The organism is Microbacterium sp. P26, assembly GCF_023712585.1.
GTDB lineage: Bacteria > Actinomycetota > Actinomycetes > Actinomycetales > Microbacteriaceae > Microbacterium > Microbacterium algihabitans_A.
Genome location: NZ_JAMAXZ010000001.1, coordinates 427,398 through 444,119 on the forward strand (window position 1 = coordinate 427,398; position 16,722 = coordinate 444,119).

Here is a 16,722-nt window from a genome sequence, read left to right on the forward strand (position 1 = left end):
GGTCCCCCATGAGCGCCCTCTTCACTCCTCTCACGATCCGCGGTATCGAGCTGCGCAACCGCCTGTGGGTCTCGCCCATGTGCCAGTACAGCGCCGTCGACGGAATGCCGAACGACTGGCACCACGTGCACCTCGCGCAGTTGGCCGCCGGCGGGGCCGGCCTCGTGATCGCCGAGGCGACGGCGGTGTCGCCCGAGGGCCGCATCTCGCCCGACGACACGGGCCTGTGGACCGACGCGCAGGCCGATGCCTGGTCGTCGATCGTGGCGGCGATCCGCGCGCGCGGATCCGTGGCCGGGGTGCAGCTGGGCCACGCGGGCCGCAAGGCCTCGACCACCTCTCCCCTCACGGGCGGGCGCGGCACCGTATCCGTCGAAGACGGCGGCTGGAGCACCGTCGCCCCGTCGCCGATCGCCTACGACGCGTTCGCCGAGCCGGTCGCCCTCGACGCGCGCGGCATCGAGAAGGTCGTCGACGACTTCGCCGACGCGGCCCGTCGCGCCGTCGCCGCGGGCTTCGAGGTGCTCGAGGTGCACGCCGCCCACGGCTACCTGCTGCACCAGTTTCTCTCGCCCCTGACCAATCAGCGCGACGACGAGTGGGGCGGCTCGTTCGAGAACCGCGTGCGACTGCTCGTGCGCGTGACCGAGGCGGTGCGCGCCGCCGCACCCGACGCGGCGCTGTTCGTGCGCTTCTCGGCCACCGACGCGGCCGAGGGCGGGTGGAGCGTCGACGACACCGTCGCGGCCTCTCGCCTCGTCGCCGACGCGGGCGCCGACCTCATCGACGTCTCGAGCGGCGGACTCGTGCCCCACCAGCACATCGTCCCCGGGCCCGGCTACCAGGTCGACTACGCCGAGACCGTCCGCCGCGAGACGGGCCTGCTCGTCGCCGCCGTCGGCATGATCGACGACCCGACCTTCGGCGAGCAGATCCTCGCCGACGGCCGCGCCGACGCGATCCTCTCGGCCCGCGAGTGGCTGCGCGACCCGCACTACGCTCTGCGCGCCGCGGCGGCCCTGGGGGCACCCAACCCCGCCCCCGCGCAGTACCTCCGCGCGTACTGAGGCCGACCCCTCACACGAAGACACCGGATGCCGCGAACCCCAGGGGCCGCGGCATCCGGTGTCTCGAACCGGGGTCAAACGAAGCGGCGACGCTCCGTGGCGTCCTGCACCTCGCCGACGAGCTCTTCGATGACGTCCTCGAGGAAGAGCACGGCCCGCACGTCGCCCTCGTCGTCGCGCACCTGGGCGAGGTGGCGACCCGAGCGACGCATGAGCGCGAGCGCGTCTTCGAGATCGGTCGTCTCGAGCACCGACACCATGTGGTGCACGCGCTTGTTCGGGATGGGGCGCGCCATGTCGGCATCCGCCCCCTCCGCCGCGCGCAGCACGTCCTTCAGGTGCACGTACCCCGTGGGGTTGCCGGCGCCGTCGACGATCACGTAGCGCGAGTAGCCGTGCTGCGCGACCGCGCGCTCGATCTCGGCGGGCGTGGTCGTCTCGGGAAGGGTCACGAGCTCGGCCATCGGCACCGCGATGTCGGCGGCCTTCTTCTCGGTGAACTCCACCACCGCGGTGACCGTGCCCGACGCGTCGTCGAGCACGCCCTCGCGACGCGACTGCGTCACGATCGTCGCGACCTCATCGAGCGTGTAGGTCGAGGCGGCCTCGTCCTTGGGCTCGACGCGGAACAGGCGCAGCACGTGGTTGGCCGTCCAGTTCAGCGCGACGATGATCGGGTGGAACGCCTTCGACACCGCCACCAGCGGCGGGGCGAGCATGAGCACCGCGCGATCGGGCAGCGAGAACGCGAGGTTCTTCGGCACCATCTCGCCGAACACCACGTGCAGGTACGACACGAGCAGCAGTGCGACGACGAAGCCGATGACGCCGACGGCGGCCTCCGGCAGACCCGTGAGCCCGAGGGGCCCCTCGAGCAGGTGGTGGATCGCCGGTTCCGAGACGTTCAGGATCAGCAGCGAGCAGATCGTGATGCCGAGCTGGCAGGTCGCCAGCATCATCGTCGCGTGCTCCATGGCGTACAGCGCGGTCTTGGCGGCACGCGATCCCCGGTCGGCGTGCGGCTCGATCTGCGAGCGGCGTGCCGAGATGACCGCGAACTCCGCGGCGACGAAGAACGCGTTGAAGGCGAGCAGCACCACGAGCCACGCGATTCCGGCCCAGTCGTTCATCACTGGTCCCCTCCCTTCGCGGCACGCACGAGGTCGTCGACGTCCTGCTCGTGGGGGGTGGGCGTGAACTGCACGCGGTCGACGCGGCGACCGTCCATGCGCTGCACGGCGAGCACCCCGTCGTCGAGGTCGACGGTGTCGCCGACGGCGGGGATGCGCTCGAGCGCGGCCATGATGAATCCTCCGACGGTGTCGTAGACCTCGCCCTCGGGCACGCGCACGCCGGCGCGGTCGAGGGCCTCATCAGGTCGCAGGTCGCCCGGGAAGGTGACGGATGCCGCGGAGTGCACGACACCCGCGCGCGAGCGGTCGTGCTCGTCGAGCACCTCGCCCACGATCTCCTCGACCAGGTCTTCGAGCGTCACGACGCCGGCGGTTCCGCCGTACTCGTCGACGACGATCGCCATCTGGTAGCCGCGCGAGCGCAGCTCCGACACGAGGGTGTCGAGGTGCACCGTCTCGGGCACGCGCAGCGGCTCGGTCGACAGCGCCGCCACGGGCACGTCGCCGCGACGCTCGCGGGGCACGCCGATCGCGGCCTTGAGGTGCACGACGCCGATGATGTCGTCCATCGACTCGCCGTACACGGGGAAGCGGCTGTGGCCGGTGCGACGGGCGAGCTGCACCACGTCGTCGGCGGGGTCGCCCGCGGCGAGCGCGTGCACGCTCGGGCGCGGGGTCATGACGTCGGCCGCGCTGAGGCGGGCGAAGGTGAGGCTGCGGTCGAGGAGCGAGGCGGTGTCCTTCTCGAGCATGCCGGCGCTCGCCGAGCGCTTGACGAGGCTCGACAGTTCTTCGGCCGAGCGGGCGCCCGAGAGCTCCTCCTTCGGCTCGACGCCCATCGCGCGCAGCACGCCGTTGGCGCTGCCGTTGAGCACGAGGATCGCGGGCTTGAACACCGCGGTGAAGGCCACCTGGAAGGGCAGCACGAGCTTGCCGGTCTGGCGCGGGATGGCCAAGGCGAAGTTCTTGGGCACGAGCTCGCCGAGGATCATCGACAGCACCGTGGCGAAGCCGACGCCGATGATCGCCGCGAGGGGAATCAGGACCGTCTCGGGCACGCCCCACCCCTGGAACAGCGGGCGCAGCAGGTTCGAGATCGCCGGCTCCATCGTGTAACCGGTGAGCAGCGTCGTCAGCGTGATGCCCAACTGCGCGCTCGACAGGTGCGTCGAGGTGATGCGCAGCGCATCGATCGTGAGCGACAGGCGGGTCTCGCCCGCGGCGCGACGGGATTCGAGGTCGGCGCGGTCGAGGTTGACGAGCGTGAACTCGCTCGCGACGAACAGACCGGTACCCACGGTGAGCAGAAGCCCCACGCCCAGCATGACGTAATCCATCAGGCATCACCCCCGCTCGAGCGTGCGGCGGAAGAGGGTCTGTGGGGCCTGGGTCTACAACTGGGAGGGTCGTCCATCGTGACGTCGATTCTATTGCAGCCCGGGGCCTGCGGCATCCGTCTCGTGCAGGTCTTTCGCAGCGGGGAGGATGGGCGGATGGATGCCGACACCCCGGCGCAGCACCGCGCCGCCGCCGCGGAAAGAGCGGTGCTCGATCGCTACCTCCACCGCTACGGCCCCGTCGCCTGGGCGCACGCCTCGGTCGCCGACGCCCGCACCGCCCGGACGTGGCACTACTGGTGGCACGCCCATCTGATCCACGTGCTCGCCGACGCCGAGCGCAACCGCCCCGATCCGCGCCGCCGCCGGCTCCTGCGACGACTGGGCCGCGGCGTGACCCTGCGCACCATCGGGCGCTGGACCACGCCGTTCTACGACGACATCGCCTGGATGGGTCTCGGACTGTTCTCCAGCCGCGCCAACCCCCGCGCGTTCCGCAAGATCGCCGGCGTTCTGCACGAGGCGATCGACCCGAGAGTCGGCGCCCTGCCGTGGAGCGTCGGCAGCGCGCTGTACAACGCCCCCGCGAACGCGCCGGGGGCGATGGTGCTCGCCCTCACCGGCCACCGGGCCGAGGCGGAGCGACTCGCCGACTGGATGGCATCCATCCTCGACGACGAGGCCACCGGTCTCGTGCGCGACGGCATCGAGCACGACGCGGTGCGCCCCGACCTGTGGACCTACAACCAGGGCGCCACGATCGCCCTCGAGCTGCTGCTGGGCGAGTCGGCGATCGACGAGACCGACGCCGCGTGGAGGCACGTGCGCCGGGCGCGCGAGCTCGTGCTCGCGGTCGAGCGCTGGTGCGCCGACGACGACGGCCTCTTCCCCGCGGCCGGAGGCGGCGACGGAGGCCTGTTCGGCGGCATCCTGGCCCGCTACCTCGCCGATGCGGCCGTGGAGCTGTCCGAGAGCGAAGATGCCGAGGGCGACGCCGCCGCACGCGCGGCCCGCCGCCTGGTCGAGCGCAATGCCGACGCCCTGTGGGAGGGCCGGCGCGAGGGGCTGTTCCCGGCCGACCCGCGCCGTGCGGCCACCGCCGACGGCGACGACCTCGACCTCTCGGTGCAGATGGGCGCCTGGATCACGCTCGAGGCCGCGGCAAGCCTCGACCGCCTGCTCACCAGCTGACGGGGAGCGCCTTTCCCTCTTCGTACCCGGCGGCCGACTGCAGGCCGACCCGTGCGCGCTCGTGGAACTCGGCGACGGTGGCCGCCCCGGCGTAGGTGAACGACGAGCGCACGCCCGAGGTGATCATGTCGAGCAGGTCTTCGAGACCCGGGCGCTGGGGGTCGAGGTAGATCCGCGACGACGAGATCCCCTCGGCGAACAGCTCCTTGCGCGCCCGCTCGAAGGGGTCGAGCGCTCCGAAGCGCCCCTGCACCGCCTTCGTGGAAGCCATGCCCCATGACTCCTTGTAGAGCCGCCCGGCCTCGTCGGTGCGCAGGCGCCCCGGCGCCTCGATGGTGCCCGCGAACCACGAGCCGATCATGACGGATGCCGCGCCCGCCGCCAGCGCCAGGGCCACGTCGCGCGGGTAGCGCACCCCGCCGTCGGCCCAGACATGCGCCCCGGCCGCCCGCGCCGCCTCGGCCGTCTCGAGGACGGCCGAGAACTGGGGGCGCCCGACGGCCGTCATCATGCGGGTCGTGCACATCGCGCCCGGGCCGACGCCGACCTTGAGGATCGTGGCGCCCGCGTCGGTGAGGTCGCGCACGCCGTCGGCGGTGACGATGTTGCCGGCGGCGATCGGGATGCCGAGATCCAGCGCCGCCACCTCGCGCAGGGCCCGCAGCATCTGGGCCTGGTGGCCGTGCGCGGTGTCGACCACCAGCACGTCGACCCCGGCCGCGGCGAGGGCGCGGGCCTTGGTCGCCACGTCGCCGTTGACGCCCACCGCGGCGGCCACGATGAGGCGGCCGTCGGCGTCGACCGCGGGGCGGTAGACCGAGTCGCGGAGCGCACTGCGCGCCGAGAGCGTGCCGACGACGCGATCGCCCTCGACCACGGCGACGATGTCGGCGCCCGCCGACTGCACGAGGGAGAACACCGCGCGCGGGTCTCCCACGCGCTCGACCTCGACGACGGGAGCGTCGCTGCGGGCGATGTCGCCGAGCAGGGCGTCGGGAAGGGCCGTCGCCAGGCGCTGCGCCGAGACGATCCCCCGGAACCCGGCGAGATCGACAATCCCTCCCTCGCGCTGGTCGGCGACGATCACTCCGCGGCCCGGCACGGGAGGCAGGGCGAGCCGCGCGTCGGCGACCGTGGCCGACGGCGGGAAGACCAGCGGGGCGTCCCATGCCACGGGCTGCGCCTTGACGTGGCCGATGGCCTCGACCAGGCGCGGCAGCGGCATGTCCTGCGGCAACACGCCGAGTCCGCCGCGACGTGCGAGGGTCGCGGCCAGTCGCGTGCCGGTCACCGAGTTCATGTTCGAGGACACGAGGGGGATGGTCGCTCCGCTGCCGTCGGCGGGGGCGAGGTCCACGTCGAGGCGGCTGCGCACCTCGGAATGACGGGGAACGAGGAAGACGTCCGAGTAGGTCAGATCGACATCGGGCTGGGCACCGGAGAACTCCATGGCATCCACCCCATCACACCATTCGAAAGTAAAGGCCCCGTAAAGCCCCCGGATGCCCGCAGAAACCTCGGCTAGGCTGGAAGACGCGTTGGACGGCGACGTCGGCGCATCCACAGGAATCTTCATCGAGGAAAGCAGGCGATCGACTGTGTCGAGCCAGGTGACGGGCGTCGGTACTTCGAGCGAGGGCGAGTTCGGCGCGAACGAGTGGCTCGTAGACGAACTCTACGAACAGTTCAAAGTCGACAAGCACTCCGTAGACAAGGCCTGGTGGCCGATCCTGGAGGCGTACCACCCGGTCGTCGACGGGTCTTCCGCCGCCGCTCCCCCGCCCTCCGCGCCGCAGGCGCAGTCGGGGTCCGAGCCCAAGCCGGTGACGGCCCCCATCCCCGTGGTCGGTCAGGCACCCGTCGCCCGCACCACGGCGAAGCCCGCGAAGCCGCAGCCCATCCCGGCGCAGGCCCCCAGCACGGTGCCCTCCGCCGCCGGCCAGAGCACCGAAGAAGACCGCGTGACGGTCCTCAAGGGAATGCCGAAGGCCCTCGCGTCCAACATGGACGACTCGCTGACGGTTCCCACCGCGACCAGCGTGCGCACCATCCCGGCGAAGCTGATGATCGACAACCGCATCGTCATCAACAACCACATGTCGCGCACGCGCGGCGGCAAGGTCAGCTTCACCCACCTCATCGGGTGGGCGCTCATCCAGGCGCTCAAGGAGTTCCCGAGCCAGAACGTCTACTACGCCGAGATCGACGGCAAGCCCTCGGTCGTGGCACCCGCGCACGTCAACCTGGGCATCGCGATCGACATGCCCAAGCCCGACGGCTCGCGCGCCCTGCTGGTCCCCAGCATCAAGCGCGCCGACACGCTCAGCTTCGGCGAGTTCCTCGCCTCGTACGAAGACCTCGTGCGTCGCGCCCGCTCCAACAAGCTCACCCCCGCCGACTTCCAGGGCACGACGGTCTCGCTGACCAACCCCGGCGGCATCGGCACCGTGCACTCGGTGCCCCGCCTCATGCGCGGTCAGGGCGCGATCATCGGCGCCGGCGCGCTCGACTACCCCGCCGAGTTCATGGGCGCGAGCACCAAGACGCTCAACGAGCTGGCGATCGGCAAGACGATCACCCTCACCAGCACCTACGACCACCGCGTCATCCAGGGTGCCGGTTCGGGCGAGTTCCTCAAGAAGGTGCACGAGCTCCTCATCGGAGAGCGCGGCTTCTACGACGACATCTTCGCCGCGCTGCGCATCCCCTACGCCCCCATCCACTGGGCGGCCGACGTCAGCGTCGACATCTCCGAGCGCATCGACAAGAGCGCGCGCGTGCAGGAGCTCATCAACTCCTACCGCGTGCGCGGCCACCTCATGGCCGACATCGACCCGCTCGAGTACGTCCAGCGCACGCACCCCGACCTCGAGATCGAGTCGCACGGGCTGACGTTCTGGGACCTCGACCGCGAGTTCGTCACCAACGGCCTCGGCGGCAAGCGCGTCGCCAAGCTGCGCGACATCCTCGGCGTGCTGCGCGACTCGTACTGCCGCACCATGGGCGTCGAGTACATGCACATCCAGGACCCGGCCCAGCGCCAGTGGTTCCAGAGCAACATCGAGGTCAAGTACACCAAGCCCGGCCACGACGAGCAGCTGCGCATCCTGTCGAAGCTGAACCAGGCCGAGGCGTTCGAGACGTTCCTGCAGACCAAGTACGTCGGCCAGAAGCGCTTCAGCCTCGAGGGCGGCGAGTCGCTGATCCCGCTGCTCGACCAGATCCTCCAGGGCGCGGCCTCCACCGGCCTCGACGGAGCCGCGATCGGCATGGCCCACCGCGGCCGCCTCAACGTGCTCACCAACATCGCGGGCAAGACCTACGGTCACGTGTTCCGCGAGTTCGAGGGCGCCGTCGCGATCGGCAGCAAGCGCGGCTCGGGCGACGTGAAGTACCACCTCGGCACCGAGGGCACCTTCGTCGGCGACGAGGGACACGAGCTCCCGGTGTACCTGGCGGCCAACCCCTCGCACCTCGAGACCGTCGACGGCGTGCTCGAAGGCATCGTGCGCGCCAAGCAGGACCGCAAGCCCATCGGCACGTTCTCGTGGCTGCCCATCCTCGTGCACGGCGATGCCGCATTCGCGGGTCAGGGCGTCGTGGTCGAGACGCTGCAGATGTCGCAGCTGCGCGGCTACCGCACCGGCGGCACGATCCACGTGGTCGTCAACAACCAGGTCGGCTTCACCACCACACCCACCGACGCCCGTACCTCGGTGTACGCCACCGACGTCGCCAAGACGATCCAGGCGCCGATCCTGCACGTGAACGGCGACGACCCCGAGGCCGTCGTGCGCGCGGCCGAACTCGCCTTCATGTACCGCGAGGAGTTCCACCGCGACATCGTCATCGACCTCGTCTGCTACCGCCGCCGTGGGCACAACGAGGGCGACGACCCCTCGATGACCCAGCCGCTGATGACCAACCTCATCGAGGCCAAGCGTTCGGTCCGCCGTCTGTACACCGAGTCGCTCGTCGGCCGCGGTGACATCACCGAAGACGAGTACGAGCAGGCGAAGCAGGACTTCCAGCGCCGCCTCGAGGTGGCCTTCGCCGACACGCACGAGGCCGAGACGGGCACCAACCCCGTCGTCACGACCGACGCGGCCAACGAGCCCGCCGTGGGTGCTCCCGAGACCACCGGCGTCTCGCGAGAGGTCGTCCAGCACATCGGCGACGCCTTCGTGAACAAGCCCGACGGCTTCACGGTGCACACCAAGCTGCAGCAGCTGCTCGACAAGCGTCTCGACATGAGCCGCAACGGCAACATCGACTGGGCCTTCGGCGAACTCCTCGCCTTCGGTTCGGTGCTGATGGAGGGCACGCCCGTGCGCCTGGCCGGTCAGGACTCGCGCCGCGGCACCTTCGTGCAGCGTCATTCGGTGCTGCACGACCGCGACAACGGTCAGGAATGGCTGCCGCTGGCGAACCTCAGCGAGAACCAGGGCCGCTTCTGGGTCTACGACTCGCTGCTCAGCGAGTACGCCGCGATGGCGTTCGAGTACGGCTACTCGGTCGAGCGCTCCGACGCCCTCGTGCTGTGGGAAGCCCAGTTCGGTGACTTCGCCAACGGCGCGCAGTCGGTCATCGACGAGTTCATCTCGTCGGCCGACCAGAAGTGGGCGCAGCAGTCGAGCGTCGTGCTGCTGCTCCCCCACGGCTACGAAGGACAGGGACCCGACCACTCGTCGGCACGCATCGAGCGGTACCTGCAGATGTGCGCGCAAGACAACATGATCGTGGCGCGCCCCTCGACCCCCGCGTCGTACTTCCACCTGCTGCGTCGTCAGGCGTACCAGCGCCCCCGTCGTCCGCTCGTCGTCTTCACGCCGAAGGCGATGCTGCGTCTGCGCGGGGCGACCAGCCCCGTCGAGGACTTCCTCGAGGGTCGGTTCGAGCCGGTGCTCGACGACGACCGCGGTCTCGACCGCGGCGCTGTGAAGCGCGTGCTCCTGCACGCCGGCAAGATCCACTGGGACCTGCGCGCCGAGCTCGAGAAGAACCCGAACCCCGAGATCGCCCTGGTGCGGGTGGAGCAGTACTACCCCGCCCCGATCGACGAGCTCAACACGGTGCTCGCGCAGTACCCGAACGCCGAGCTGGCGTGGGTGCAGGACGAGCCCGAGAACCAGGGCGCGTGGCCGTTCATCGCCCTCGAGGTCGCCGACAAGCTCGACGGCCGCCCGGTGCGTCGCATCTCGCGTGCCGCCGCCGCCTCGACGGCGACCGGTTCGCCCAAGGTGCACGCGAACGAGCACGCCGCGATCATGAACGAGGCGCTCGCGCGCTGACCTTCGCGAACGAGGGGGCCCTGCCGACCGGCGGGGCCCCTTCGTCGTTTCCGGATGCCGTGGCCGTGGGGCGTGCGAGGACACTCCCGGGACACGGGAGTCACTGTGGGTCCCTCCCGACCGGCCCTGTCGGAATCAGGAGGGAGCGGCGAGCCCGAGCGCCGGCGCGAGGGCGGGGATCGCGTACGCGAGACTGCCGTCGAGCGCCTCGCCCGTGTGCCCTGCCCCCTCCACGACATAGGTCAAGACCGTGAAGCCCGCCGCCTGAGCCGCCGCGGCGTTCGCCTGTTGACCCGGCCCGTAGGTCGTGTCGAGGCTCCCCCACGTGAAGATCGCGGTGTGGCCGGCATAGGTGCCCGCGGGTGCGGAAGCCATGATCACCGAGGGCTTGTTCGCCTGGAACGCCGCGGCATCGCCGCCGTACACATCGGCGACCGTCTGAGGAACGTGCTCCGACCCGGGGAACTCGTTGCCCATGACGTCCAGCATCTGACCCCAGATCGCGGGGTATTTGGAGCCGTACATCGCCGCGCACGAGCCGCCGTTCGAGAACCCGCCGATGGTCCAATAGCGATGATCGGCGACGATGTTCAGGTTCTGCTCGGCCCATTGCGGCACCAGCTGGTTGATGTAGGTCGCAACGGCACCGTAGGTCGAGGAGTCGACGCACGCGGGGTCGCGGTCCGGCGCCGTGAGCTGGTCGACGACGATCGCGATCGGAGCGAGGCCCTTGTTCTTCGCTGCGAACGCGTCCAGTGCCTTGGCGAGCGCCGTGGGGTCGGGGGACCCCGGCTGCCCCATCATGAACACCATGAGTGGAAGGGCGGGTGGGTTCGCCACCAGTGCCGCCGGCGGGAGGTACAACGAGGCGTCTCGGGCGGCGTACTGCCCGGTGGGGATCTTCGTGGCACCGGTCAAGGCGCTGACCGACCCCGTCGCGGGCATGTCCACCGGCGGCGACCACGTCTGGTAGAGCGTTGCGGGATCCGCCGTGGACGTGGTCTTCGCCGGGAGAGTCGCCGGATCCAGCGCTTGCACGCCCAGAATGGCAGCGAGATTGTGCGTGACGCCGTAGGATGCGTTCACACCCAGGATTCCCGCGCCGAGCGCTGCGACCACCGTCACCGAGCCCACCAGTCGACGACCCCACGGGCGGCGGAAGATACCGACGAAACCGACACCGATCGCTGCGACCGCCCCGGCCGCCCACCACACCGACGCACCCGGCAACGGGCCCTCGAAGGTGTTCATCGCCTCCAGCACCTTCGCCACGATGAACATCACCACGCCGGCGCCGACCCCGATCGAGAGCGTGAGGGTCAACCGACGCCGCGGCCACACGAGGACGGCGATGACGCCCAGCACCGCGACGGCACTGCAGACGGCGAGAAGGGGGCTGTTGATCAGCTCGAACGAGAGGATGAACTTGTTCACCGATCCTCACCCCCTACTTGTCCTGGCCCGTGTGCATCGCTTCGTCTTCTCGGATCGGGCGTCACGAGGGAGCGAGTCCCAGCACCGGCCCCAGAAGGGGGATCGCGTAGGCGAGCGCCCCGTCGAGGGCGGGTCCGTCGTGACCTGCGCCCGGAACGACGTACTTCACCGCCGCGAAGCCTGCCGCTGCTGCAGCGATCGCGTTGCGCTGCTGGCCGGGCCCGAACGTGCCGTCCATCTCGCCCCACGTGAAGATGGCGGTGTGCCCGGCGTAGGCCGAGGCGGGCGTCCGCGACATGATCGCCGCCGGCGTCGCCGCTTCGAAGGCCGCTTTGTCGCCGCCGAAGACATCGGCGATCGTCTCATCGGGGTGCTCGGAGCCTGGAAACTCATTGCCCGACACATCGAGCAGGTTGCCCCAAACGTCGGGCTTCTCGGCCACCCACTTCGCTGCGCACGAGCCTCCGTTGGAGAATCCGCCGAGCACCCAGAGGCGATGGTCGGTCGTCACATTGAGGTGGGAGGTCGCCCACTCGGGAACGAGCTCGTTGATGTAGGTGGCCACCGGACCGTACTTCTCGGAGTCCGCGCACGAGGGGTCCCAATCGCCGGAGGCCGTCTGATCCGCGACGATCGCGATCGGAGCGAGTCCGTTGTGGCTCTGCGCGTAGTCGTTCAGCGCCTTCGCGAGGCTCGTCGGGTCGGGAGAGCCCGGCTGCCCCATCATGAAGACGATCAGGGGCAGCGCGGGCGGATCGGGGACGAGCGCTGCTGGCGGCAGATAGAGCGAAGCATCCCGCGCCTTGAAGTCACCGGACGGGATGCGCGAATCGTCGGTGAGGGCGCTCACCGTTCCCATCGAGGGCATGTCGGCGGGTGGCGTCCAGCTCTGCCAGGTCAGTCCCCCCTCTTTCCCCCCGTCTCCGATGCTCGGCAATTCGGCGTGATCGAGTGCTTGAACGCCCCAGACGGCGGCCAGGGTGTGCGTGATGCCGTAGGAGGAGTTGACGCCCAGGAACCCCGTGAGGAACGACGCGATGACGACCACGGCACCGACGAGGCGACGGCCCCAGGGCGCGGTGGCGATGCCGACGACTCCGGCGGCCATTCCCGCCACCGCCAGGGCGGCCCACCGTGAGGCGCCCACGGGAAGGGGGCCGTCGAAGACCTCCGCGGCGCTGAGGATGCGGGCGACGACGTACATCACGATGCCGGCGCCCGCTGAGATGATCACGATCCGGAGGATGCGACGGGGTGCCCAGATCAGGAGTGCGCCGACGCCGGCGAGGGCGACGAGGGCGCACACGGCCTTCAGGGGCGAGTCGATGAGCTCGGCGTTCAGGAGGAGCTTCGTCACCGACGCCCCTCCCATGCGGTGCGGGCGAGGGCGACCATCTCCCGGCGCGACGCGTCGGGCAGGTAGGCGCGCCCGACGGCGGCACCGATCGCGGGCAGCTCGAGGGGATCCCGGTAGGCCAGGGCGAGGGGGCGGTAGCGGGGGCGGAACTTGCCCTTAAAGCGGAACAGCGACGCGAAACCGTACGCCGGCTCGAGCACTTCGGCCAGCCACCGCAGCAGCGCGCGCAGCAGAGCGGGGTCGTCGTCGGCCTCTTCGTCGGGGTCGTCGGCCAGGGGTGCGCCCGACAGGCTCAGCACGACAGCGCCCTCCTGCTGCAGCTCGAGGGCGGCCTTGGCGATGAGGAACTCCATCATGCCGTTCTGGCCATCGGTGCGACGCCGCATGAAGTCGAGGGTCCAGCCGGTGATCACCCCGTCGGTCCAGCTCGGCATCCAGCTGGTGACGGCCTCGATCCGGTCGTCGGGTCCGACGGCGAGCAGCAGCCGGACGTCGCGATCGCGCAACTCGTCGAGCGAGCCCAACGTGAAGCCCATCTCGGGGAGCGCGCGGTCGGCCACCCACTCCTCGTCGATCGCCACCACCTGCGAGGCCTGCGCCACGGTGAGCTCGCTCCACCGCGACCAGACGGCGGTGTAACCCTCGCGCTCGGCGCGGGTGAGGGGCTGGCGCACCTTCTGCCAGGTCTTGCCCGCGAAGGTCAGGCCGGGGAGGTCCATGACCGTCTCGACACCCACCGGAACGTGGCGCCAGCCGAGCGACGCGAGGTCGTCGAGCGTGTCGGAGTGGATGCTGTAGAACGCCGGTGTCCAGTCGTGCTCGACGCAGTAGTCGGTGAAGGCGCGCAAAGCCTCGGGCCGCCGCCCCTCGGGCGCGAGGGGGTCTGCCACGGCGAGGGCCACGTCGCCGACGAGGCGGTACGCCACGGCGCACTCCCGGTCGTCGGAATACCAGTGGCGGTTGCCCTCCCACGTGCCCAGGAACCCGAGGGTGTCGCTGCCGCGACGCAGCAGCTCGCGGTAGTGGGCCTCGTCGCCCGCGTCGGGGCGCCGCGCGCGGCGGTACAGCCACAGGATCGCCGCGACCACGATCGCCCAGAACAGCACGCCGATCCACTGGTAGGCGAAGAGAGCAGGGCCCCCGTGCGGGAAGGCTCCGCCGCCCGGATGCGCGAACGCCGGCGGAAGGAAGCGGCGCAGCGTCAATCCGACCAGGTCGAGCACCGAGACCTCGCGGTCGAATGCGCGTCGCCCCACGGCTTCGACCACGAACAGGGTCGATGCGCACACGATGAAGGCGACCACGAGCGCCACGGCGACGGTGCGGGCGGCACGGCGGGTCGCGCGCACGGGGAAGCGCGCACGGGCGACGAACAGTGCCGCCGCGAGCACGAGAGGGAGCACGATCGATGCCACCGCCCAGAGCACGTACTCCGCGCCGCTGCCGTCGACCCACGGGTCGATGCGCAGCCGGCCGTCGAGCAGCGAGACGATCGGGAGCACGGCGGATGCCAGAAGCACCACGGTCGCCAGCACCCAGGCCGAGCGGCGCCCCTGTCGCAGGCCCCACGCGGCCACCAGCAGCAGCACGAGTGGCACGATCGCCAGGAGGGCGGGACCGGCCCCGCGGGTCATCAGCAGGGCGATCTGCTCGTCGCAGACCGAGGAGGCGACGCTCCCGCACTGCGAGAGGATCTCGTCGTCGTACTGGGTGTACGCCTCGACGACGAGCGAGAGCGGACCGCGCCCCCCGCCGCTGACCAGCGCCACGATCGGACCGCTGCCGACCACGGCGACGAGCAGCGCCAGAAGCGTGCGCGTCTCGCGGGTCGAGCTGCGGTGCCACGACCGGCGCTCGCGCCCGCGGGCCAGGACGGCCCCGAAGAGCAGGCCGATGACGGCGGCGCTGAGGCGGTACCAGGAGTCGGCATCACCGGCGTAGAGGGCGAACATGCCCAGCAGCGCGAAGCCGATCAGGCGCACGCGTCGTCGCCAGAGGGTAGGGGCGAAGGCCGTGCCGGCCATGACGGCGCCCGCGATGGGAGTGGTCGGGTCGAGCACCGGCACCTCGGCGGCGACCACGGGGCGCAGGTCGGTGACCGTCCACGCGGCCGCATGCAGGCCGATCCCGACGAGGAGTCCGCTGAAACCGATCACGAACAGCAGCACCGCGGTACGGCGCGACCCGAGCAGCCGTTCGGCGTACGCCAGCACGGTGAGGGCCAGCAGCACCGACGACGCCGCGTCGATGGTCGAGTCGGGCACGACGAGGGCCGTGAGCAGCGTCCACCACCGACCACTGCCGAAGGTCGCAAGGGGGCCGGCGCCCCAGACGAGGGCGTCCTCGTTCCACAGCGACCCCGTCGCGGCGGCGGCGGCGATCACGAGCACCGCGGCGCACACGGCGACGGGATTCGCGCGCACGTATCGGCGCAGGGCGGAACTCACCGCACCCAGGCGCGTGGAAGATCGCTCCTCGAGCGAGGGCGCAGCAGTTTCGGACATCGGCGGCATCGTATTGCTGTTTCCTATGAGGGCCCAGATCAGATGACCATCATGCGCCGATAGCGGCCGCGCCCGCGACGCGGATCAGTACCAGATGTCGAGGTGCGGCGTGACGGCGGCGGTGAACGCGCGATCGAGCGCCGCGCACTCGTTCATCCCCGTTTTCACCAGGCCGGCCGCCGCGAGCTCGGTGGCGCGGACGCCGCCGAGCAGCAGGGAGCCGAGCGCACCCACGGTCATCTCCACGGCGGCATCGTCGTCGGTGGGGACGACCGCGGCCTCTCCGTCACCGCCGATCGTCACGCGCCACGTGCCGTCGGCGAGCCCGAGCGGGTCGTCGATGCGGAGCACGAGATCGAGGGGCGCGGCGTACGCTCTCGCGGCGAGCGCCGCGGGAACGTCGAGCACGCGCAGCCAATGGTGGTCGGTCGGGGTCGCGGTGACGGCCCGGCGGTCGTCGACCATCCACTGCACGGGCGGCACCGGCTGCTGCAGCCACGCCTTCACCCGCCCGACGAGATCGTGCTCGATCGCGAAGCGCCAGAGTGCGGCGTAGGCGTCGGCGTCGGCGGCGAAGAGCGTGCGCACCTCGAGATCGTGCGCCGAGAAGTCGTCGCGCTCGTCGATCGTGTAGACGAGGATGCCGGTCTCGACACCCTCGGCGTCGCGGTAGACCACCGCGCGCACGCGCTCGGCCGCCTTGTCGCCGGGGGCCAGACCGGCCAGACCGCGCCAACGGCCGTCCCAGCCGGGCACTGCTCCGGGCTGACTCACCCGCGCCCGTTCGTGCACGGCATGCAGGCGCTCGACGAGTGTGTCCTTCGGTACGAAGTCGAGACGCCCCGGAGCCTGCGGCCCCGTCCAGCGCGCACGCCGCGTGTCGACGACGACGTCGGAGGCCCACGCCGCGGGCGAGAAGCCCCACCGGCCGTAGATCGTCGCTTCGGTCACCGTGAGGCCCGCGAGGGCGAACCCGGCGGCCTTGGCCGTGCGCAGCTCTCCGCCGAGCATGGCGCGCGCAATCCCGCGGCGCCGATGCGTCGGGGCGACGGTGACCGCGCTGATGGCCCAGAGGTCGATCGTGCGACCGGGAGACGCGGTCAGCTCGGTCGCCCACGAGTCGATCGTCCCCACCGGCATGGCGGGGACGGCCCCGGCGCGATCGAAGACCCCCGTCAGACGGCGGGTGCGGAGCGTGAGCCGCGAGTTGTCGACCTCGGCATCCGTCGACTCCGCGCCGAGGAACCCGCGGTTGACGGCCTGCAGGAACGGGCGGAAGTCGTCACCGTCGGCGTCGACCCGTCGGTACTCGAGACCCGAGGCGGCGAGGTCGTCGCCGGAGGTCTGGTCGAGGGGCAGCGTCAGAGTGTCGAGGGATGCCATGCCCCCAGCCTAGGGACACCGTCCG

At 70.9% G+C, this 16,722-nt stretch carries 10 protein-coding genes; 3 read left to right on the forward strand and 7 right to left on the reverse strand.

Features of this window, described 5'->3' with window-relative positions:
- Positions 1-8 precede the first annotated feature (8 nt).
- Positions 9-1,067 carry an NADH:flavin oxidoreductase/NADH oxidase gene (locus tag M3667_RS02145; protein ID WP_251504390.1) on the forward strand — a complete coding sequence of 353 codons (1,059 nt, stop codon included), beginning with the start codon at positions 9-11 and terminating at the stop codon, positions 1,065-1,067.
- 74 nt (positions 1,068-1,141) lie between these two features.
- Here the strand turns inward: M3667_RS02145 and M3667_RS02150 are convergent, their stop codons facing one another.
- Together M3667_RS02150 and M3667_RS02155 are read right to left on the reverse strand one after the other, a co-directional pair.
- Positions 1,142-2,197 (reverse strand): hemolysin family protein, encoded by a 1,056-nt coding sequence (locus tag M3667_RS02150; protein WP_144828739.1) that lies wholly within the window; start codon positions 2,195-2,197, stop codon positions 1,142-1,144.
- Positions 2,197-3,537 carry a hemolysin family protein gene (locus M3667_RS02155; RefSeq protein WP_251504394.1) on the reverse strand — a complete coding sequence of 447 codons (1,341 nt, stop codon included), beginning with the start codon at positions 3,535-3,537 and terminating at the stop codon, positions 2,197-2,199. Before M3667_RS02155 ends, M3667_RS02150 begins: the two co-directional genes overlap by 1 nt.
- A 156-nt stretch (positions 3,538-3,693) precedes the next feature.
- Between M3667_RS02155 and M3667_RS02160 the strand changes: the two genes are divergently transcribed.
- Complete coding sequence (locus tag M3667_RS02160; RefSeq protein ID WP_251504396.1) at positions 3,694-4,728, forward strand: glycoside hydrolase family 76 protein; 1,035 nt, start codon at positions 3,694-3,696, stop codon at positions 4,726-4,728.
- Here M3667_RS02160 and M3667_RS02165 read toward each other — a convergent pair.
- Positions 4,718-6,178, reverse strand: a complete 1,461-nt coding sequence (locus M3667_RS02165) for a GuaB1 family IMP dehydrogenase-related protein (protein ID WP_251504398.1) — start codon at positions 6,176-6,178, stop codon at positions 4,718-4,720. The genes M3667_RS02160 and M3667_RS02165 overlap by 11 nt on opposite strands.
- Positions 6,179-6,326: 148 nt before the next feature.
- On the opposite strand from M3667_RS02165, the gene M3667_RS02170 reads away from it, so the two are divergent.
- Positions 6,327-10,019, forward strand: a complete 3,693-nt coding sequence (locus tag M3667_RS02170) for a multifunctional oxoglutarate decarboxylase/oxoglutarate dehydrogenase thiamine pyrophosphate-binding subunit/dihydrolipoyllysine-residue succinyltransferase subunit (RefSeq protein WP_251505035.1) — start codon at positions 6,327-6,329, stop codon at positions 10,017-10,019.
- Positions 10,020-10,154: 135 nt separating this feature from the next.
- Here the strand turns inward: M3667_RS02170 and M3667_RS02175 are convergent, their stop codons facing one another.
- The 4 genes from M3667_RS02175 to M3667_RS02190 all read right to left on the reverse strand — a co-directional run bounded on the left by M3667_RS02175 (position 10,155) and on the right by M3667_RS02190 (position 16,697).
- The gene (locus M3667_RS02175; RefSeq protein ID WP_251504401.1) at positions 10,155-11,453 is read right to left on the reverse strand and encodes an esterase family protein; all 1,299 of its coding nucleotides are present in this window, start codon (positions 11,451-11,453) and stop codon (positions 10,155-10,157) included.
- A gap of 61 nt (positions 11,454-11,514) precedes the next feature.
- Entirely contained in the window at positions 11,515-12,810 is a 1,296-nt protein-coding gene (locus tag M3667_RS02180) for a hypothetical protein (protein ID WP_251504403.1), read from the reverse strand.
- Complete coding sequence (locus M3667_RS02185) at positions 12,807-15,314, reverse strand: bifunctional lysylphosphatidylglycerol flippase/synthetase MprF (protein ID WP_251504406.1); 2,508 nt, start codon at positions 15,312-15,314, stop codon at positions 12,807-12,809. Before M3667_RS02185 ends, M3667_RS02180 begins: the two co-directional genes overlap by 4 nt.
- Positions 15,315-15,398: 84 nt before the next feature.
- Entirely contained in the window at positions 15,399-16,697 is a 1,299-nt protein-coding gene (locus M3667_RS02190; protein ID WP_251504408.1) for a GNAT family N-acetyltransferase, read from the reverse strand.
- Positions 16,698-16,722 lie beyond the last annotated feature (25 nt).

What these genes read in the sequence shown, in the direction of transcription:
- M3667_RS02185 (WP_251504406.1), bottom strand. Translation starts at nt 15,314, where the DNA reads ATGTCCGAAACTGCTGCGCCCTCGCTCGAGGAGCGATCTTCCACGCGC.
- M3667_RS02145 (WP_251504390.1), top strand. Translation starts at nt 9, where the DNA reads ATGAGCGCCCTCTTCACTCCTCTCACGATCCGCGGTATCGAGCTGCGC.
- M3667_RS02160 (WP_251504396.1), top strand. Translation starts at nt 3,694, where the DNA reads ATGGATGCCGACACCCCGGCGCAGCACCGCGCCGCCGCCGCGGAAAGA.
- M3667_RS02165 (WP_251504398.1), bottom strand. Translation starts at nt 6,178, where the DNA reads ATGGAGTTCTCCGGTGCCCAGCCCGATGTCGATCTGACCTACTCGGAC.
- M3667_RS02155 (WP_251504394.1), bottom strand. Translation starts at nt 3,537, where the DNA reads ATGGATTACGTCATGCTGGGCGTGGGGCTTCTGCTCACCGTGGGTACC.
- M3667_RS02190 (WP_251504408.1), bottom strand. Translation starts at nt 16,697, where the DNA reads ATGGCATCCCTCGACACTCTGACGCTGCCCCTCGACCAGACCTCCGGC.
- M3667_RS02150 (WP_144828739.1), bottom strand. Translation starts at nt 2,197, where the DNA reads ATGAACGACTGGGCCGGAATCGCGTGGCTCGTGGTGCTGCTCGCCTTC.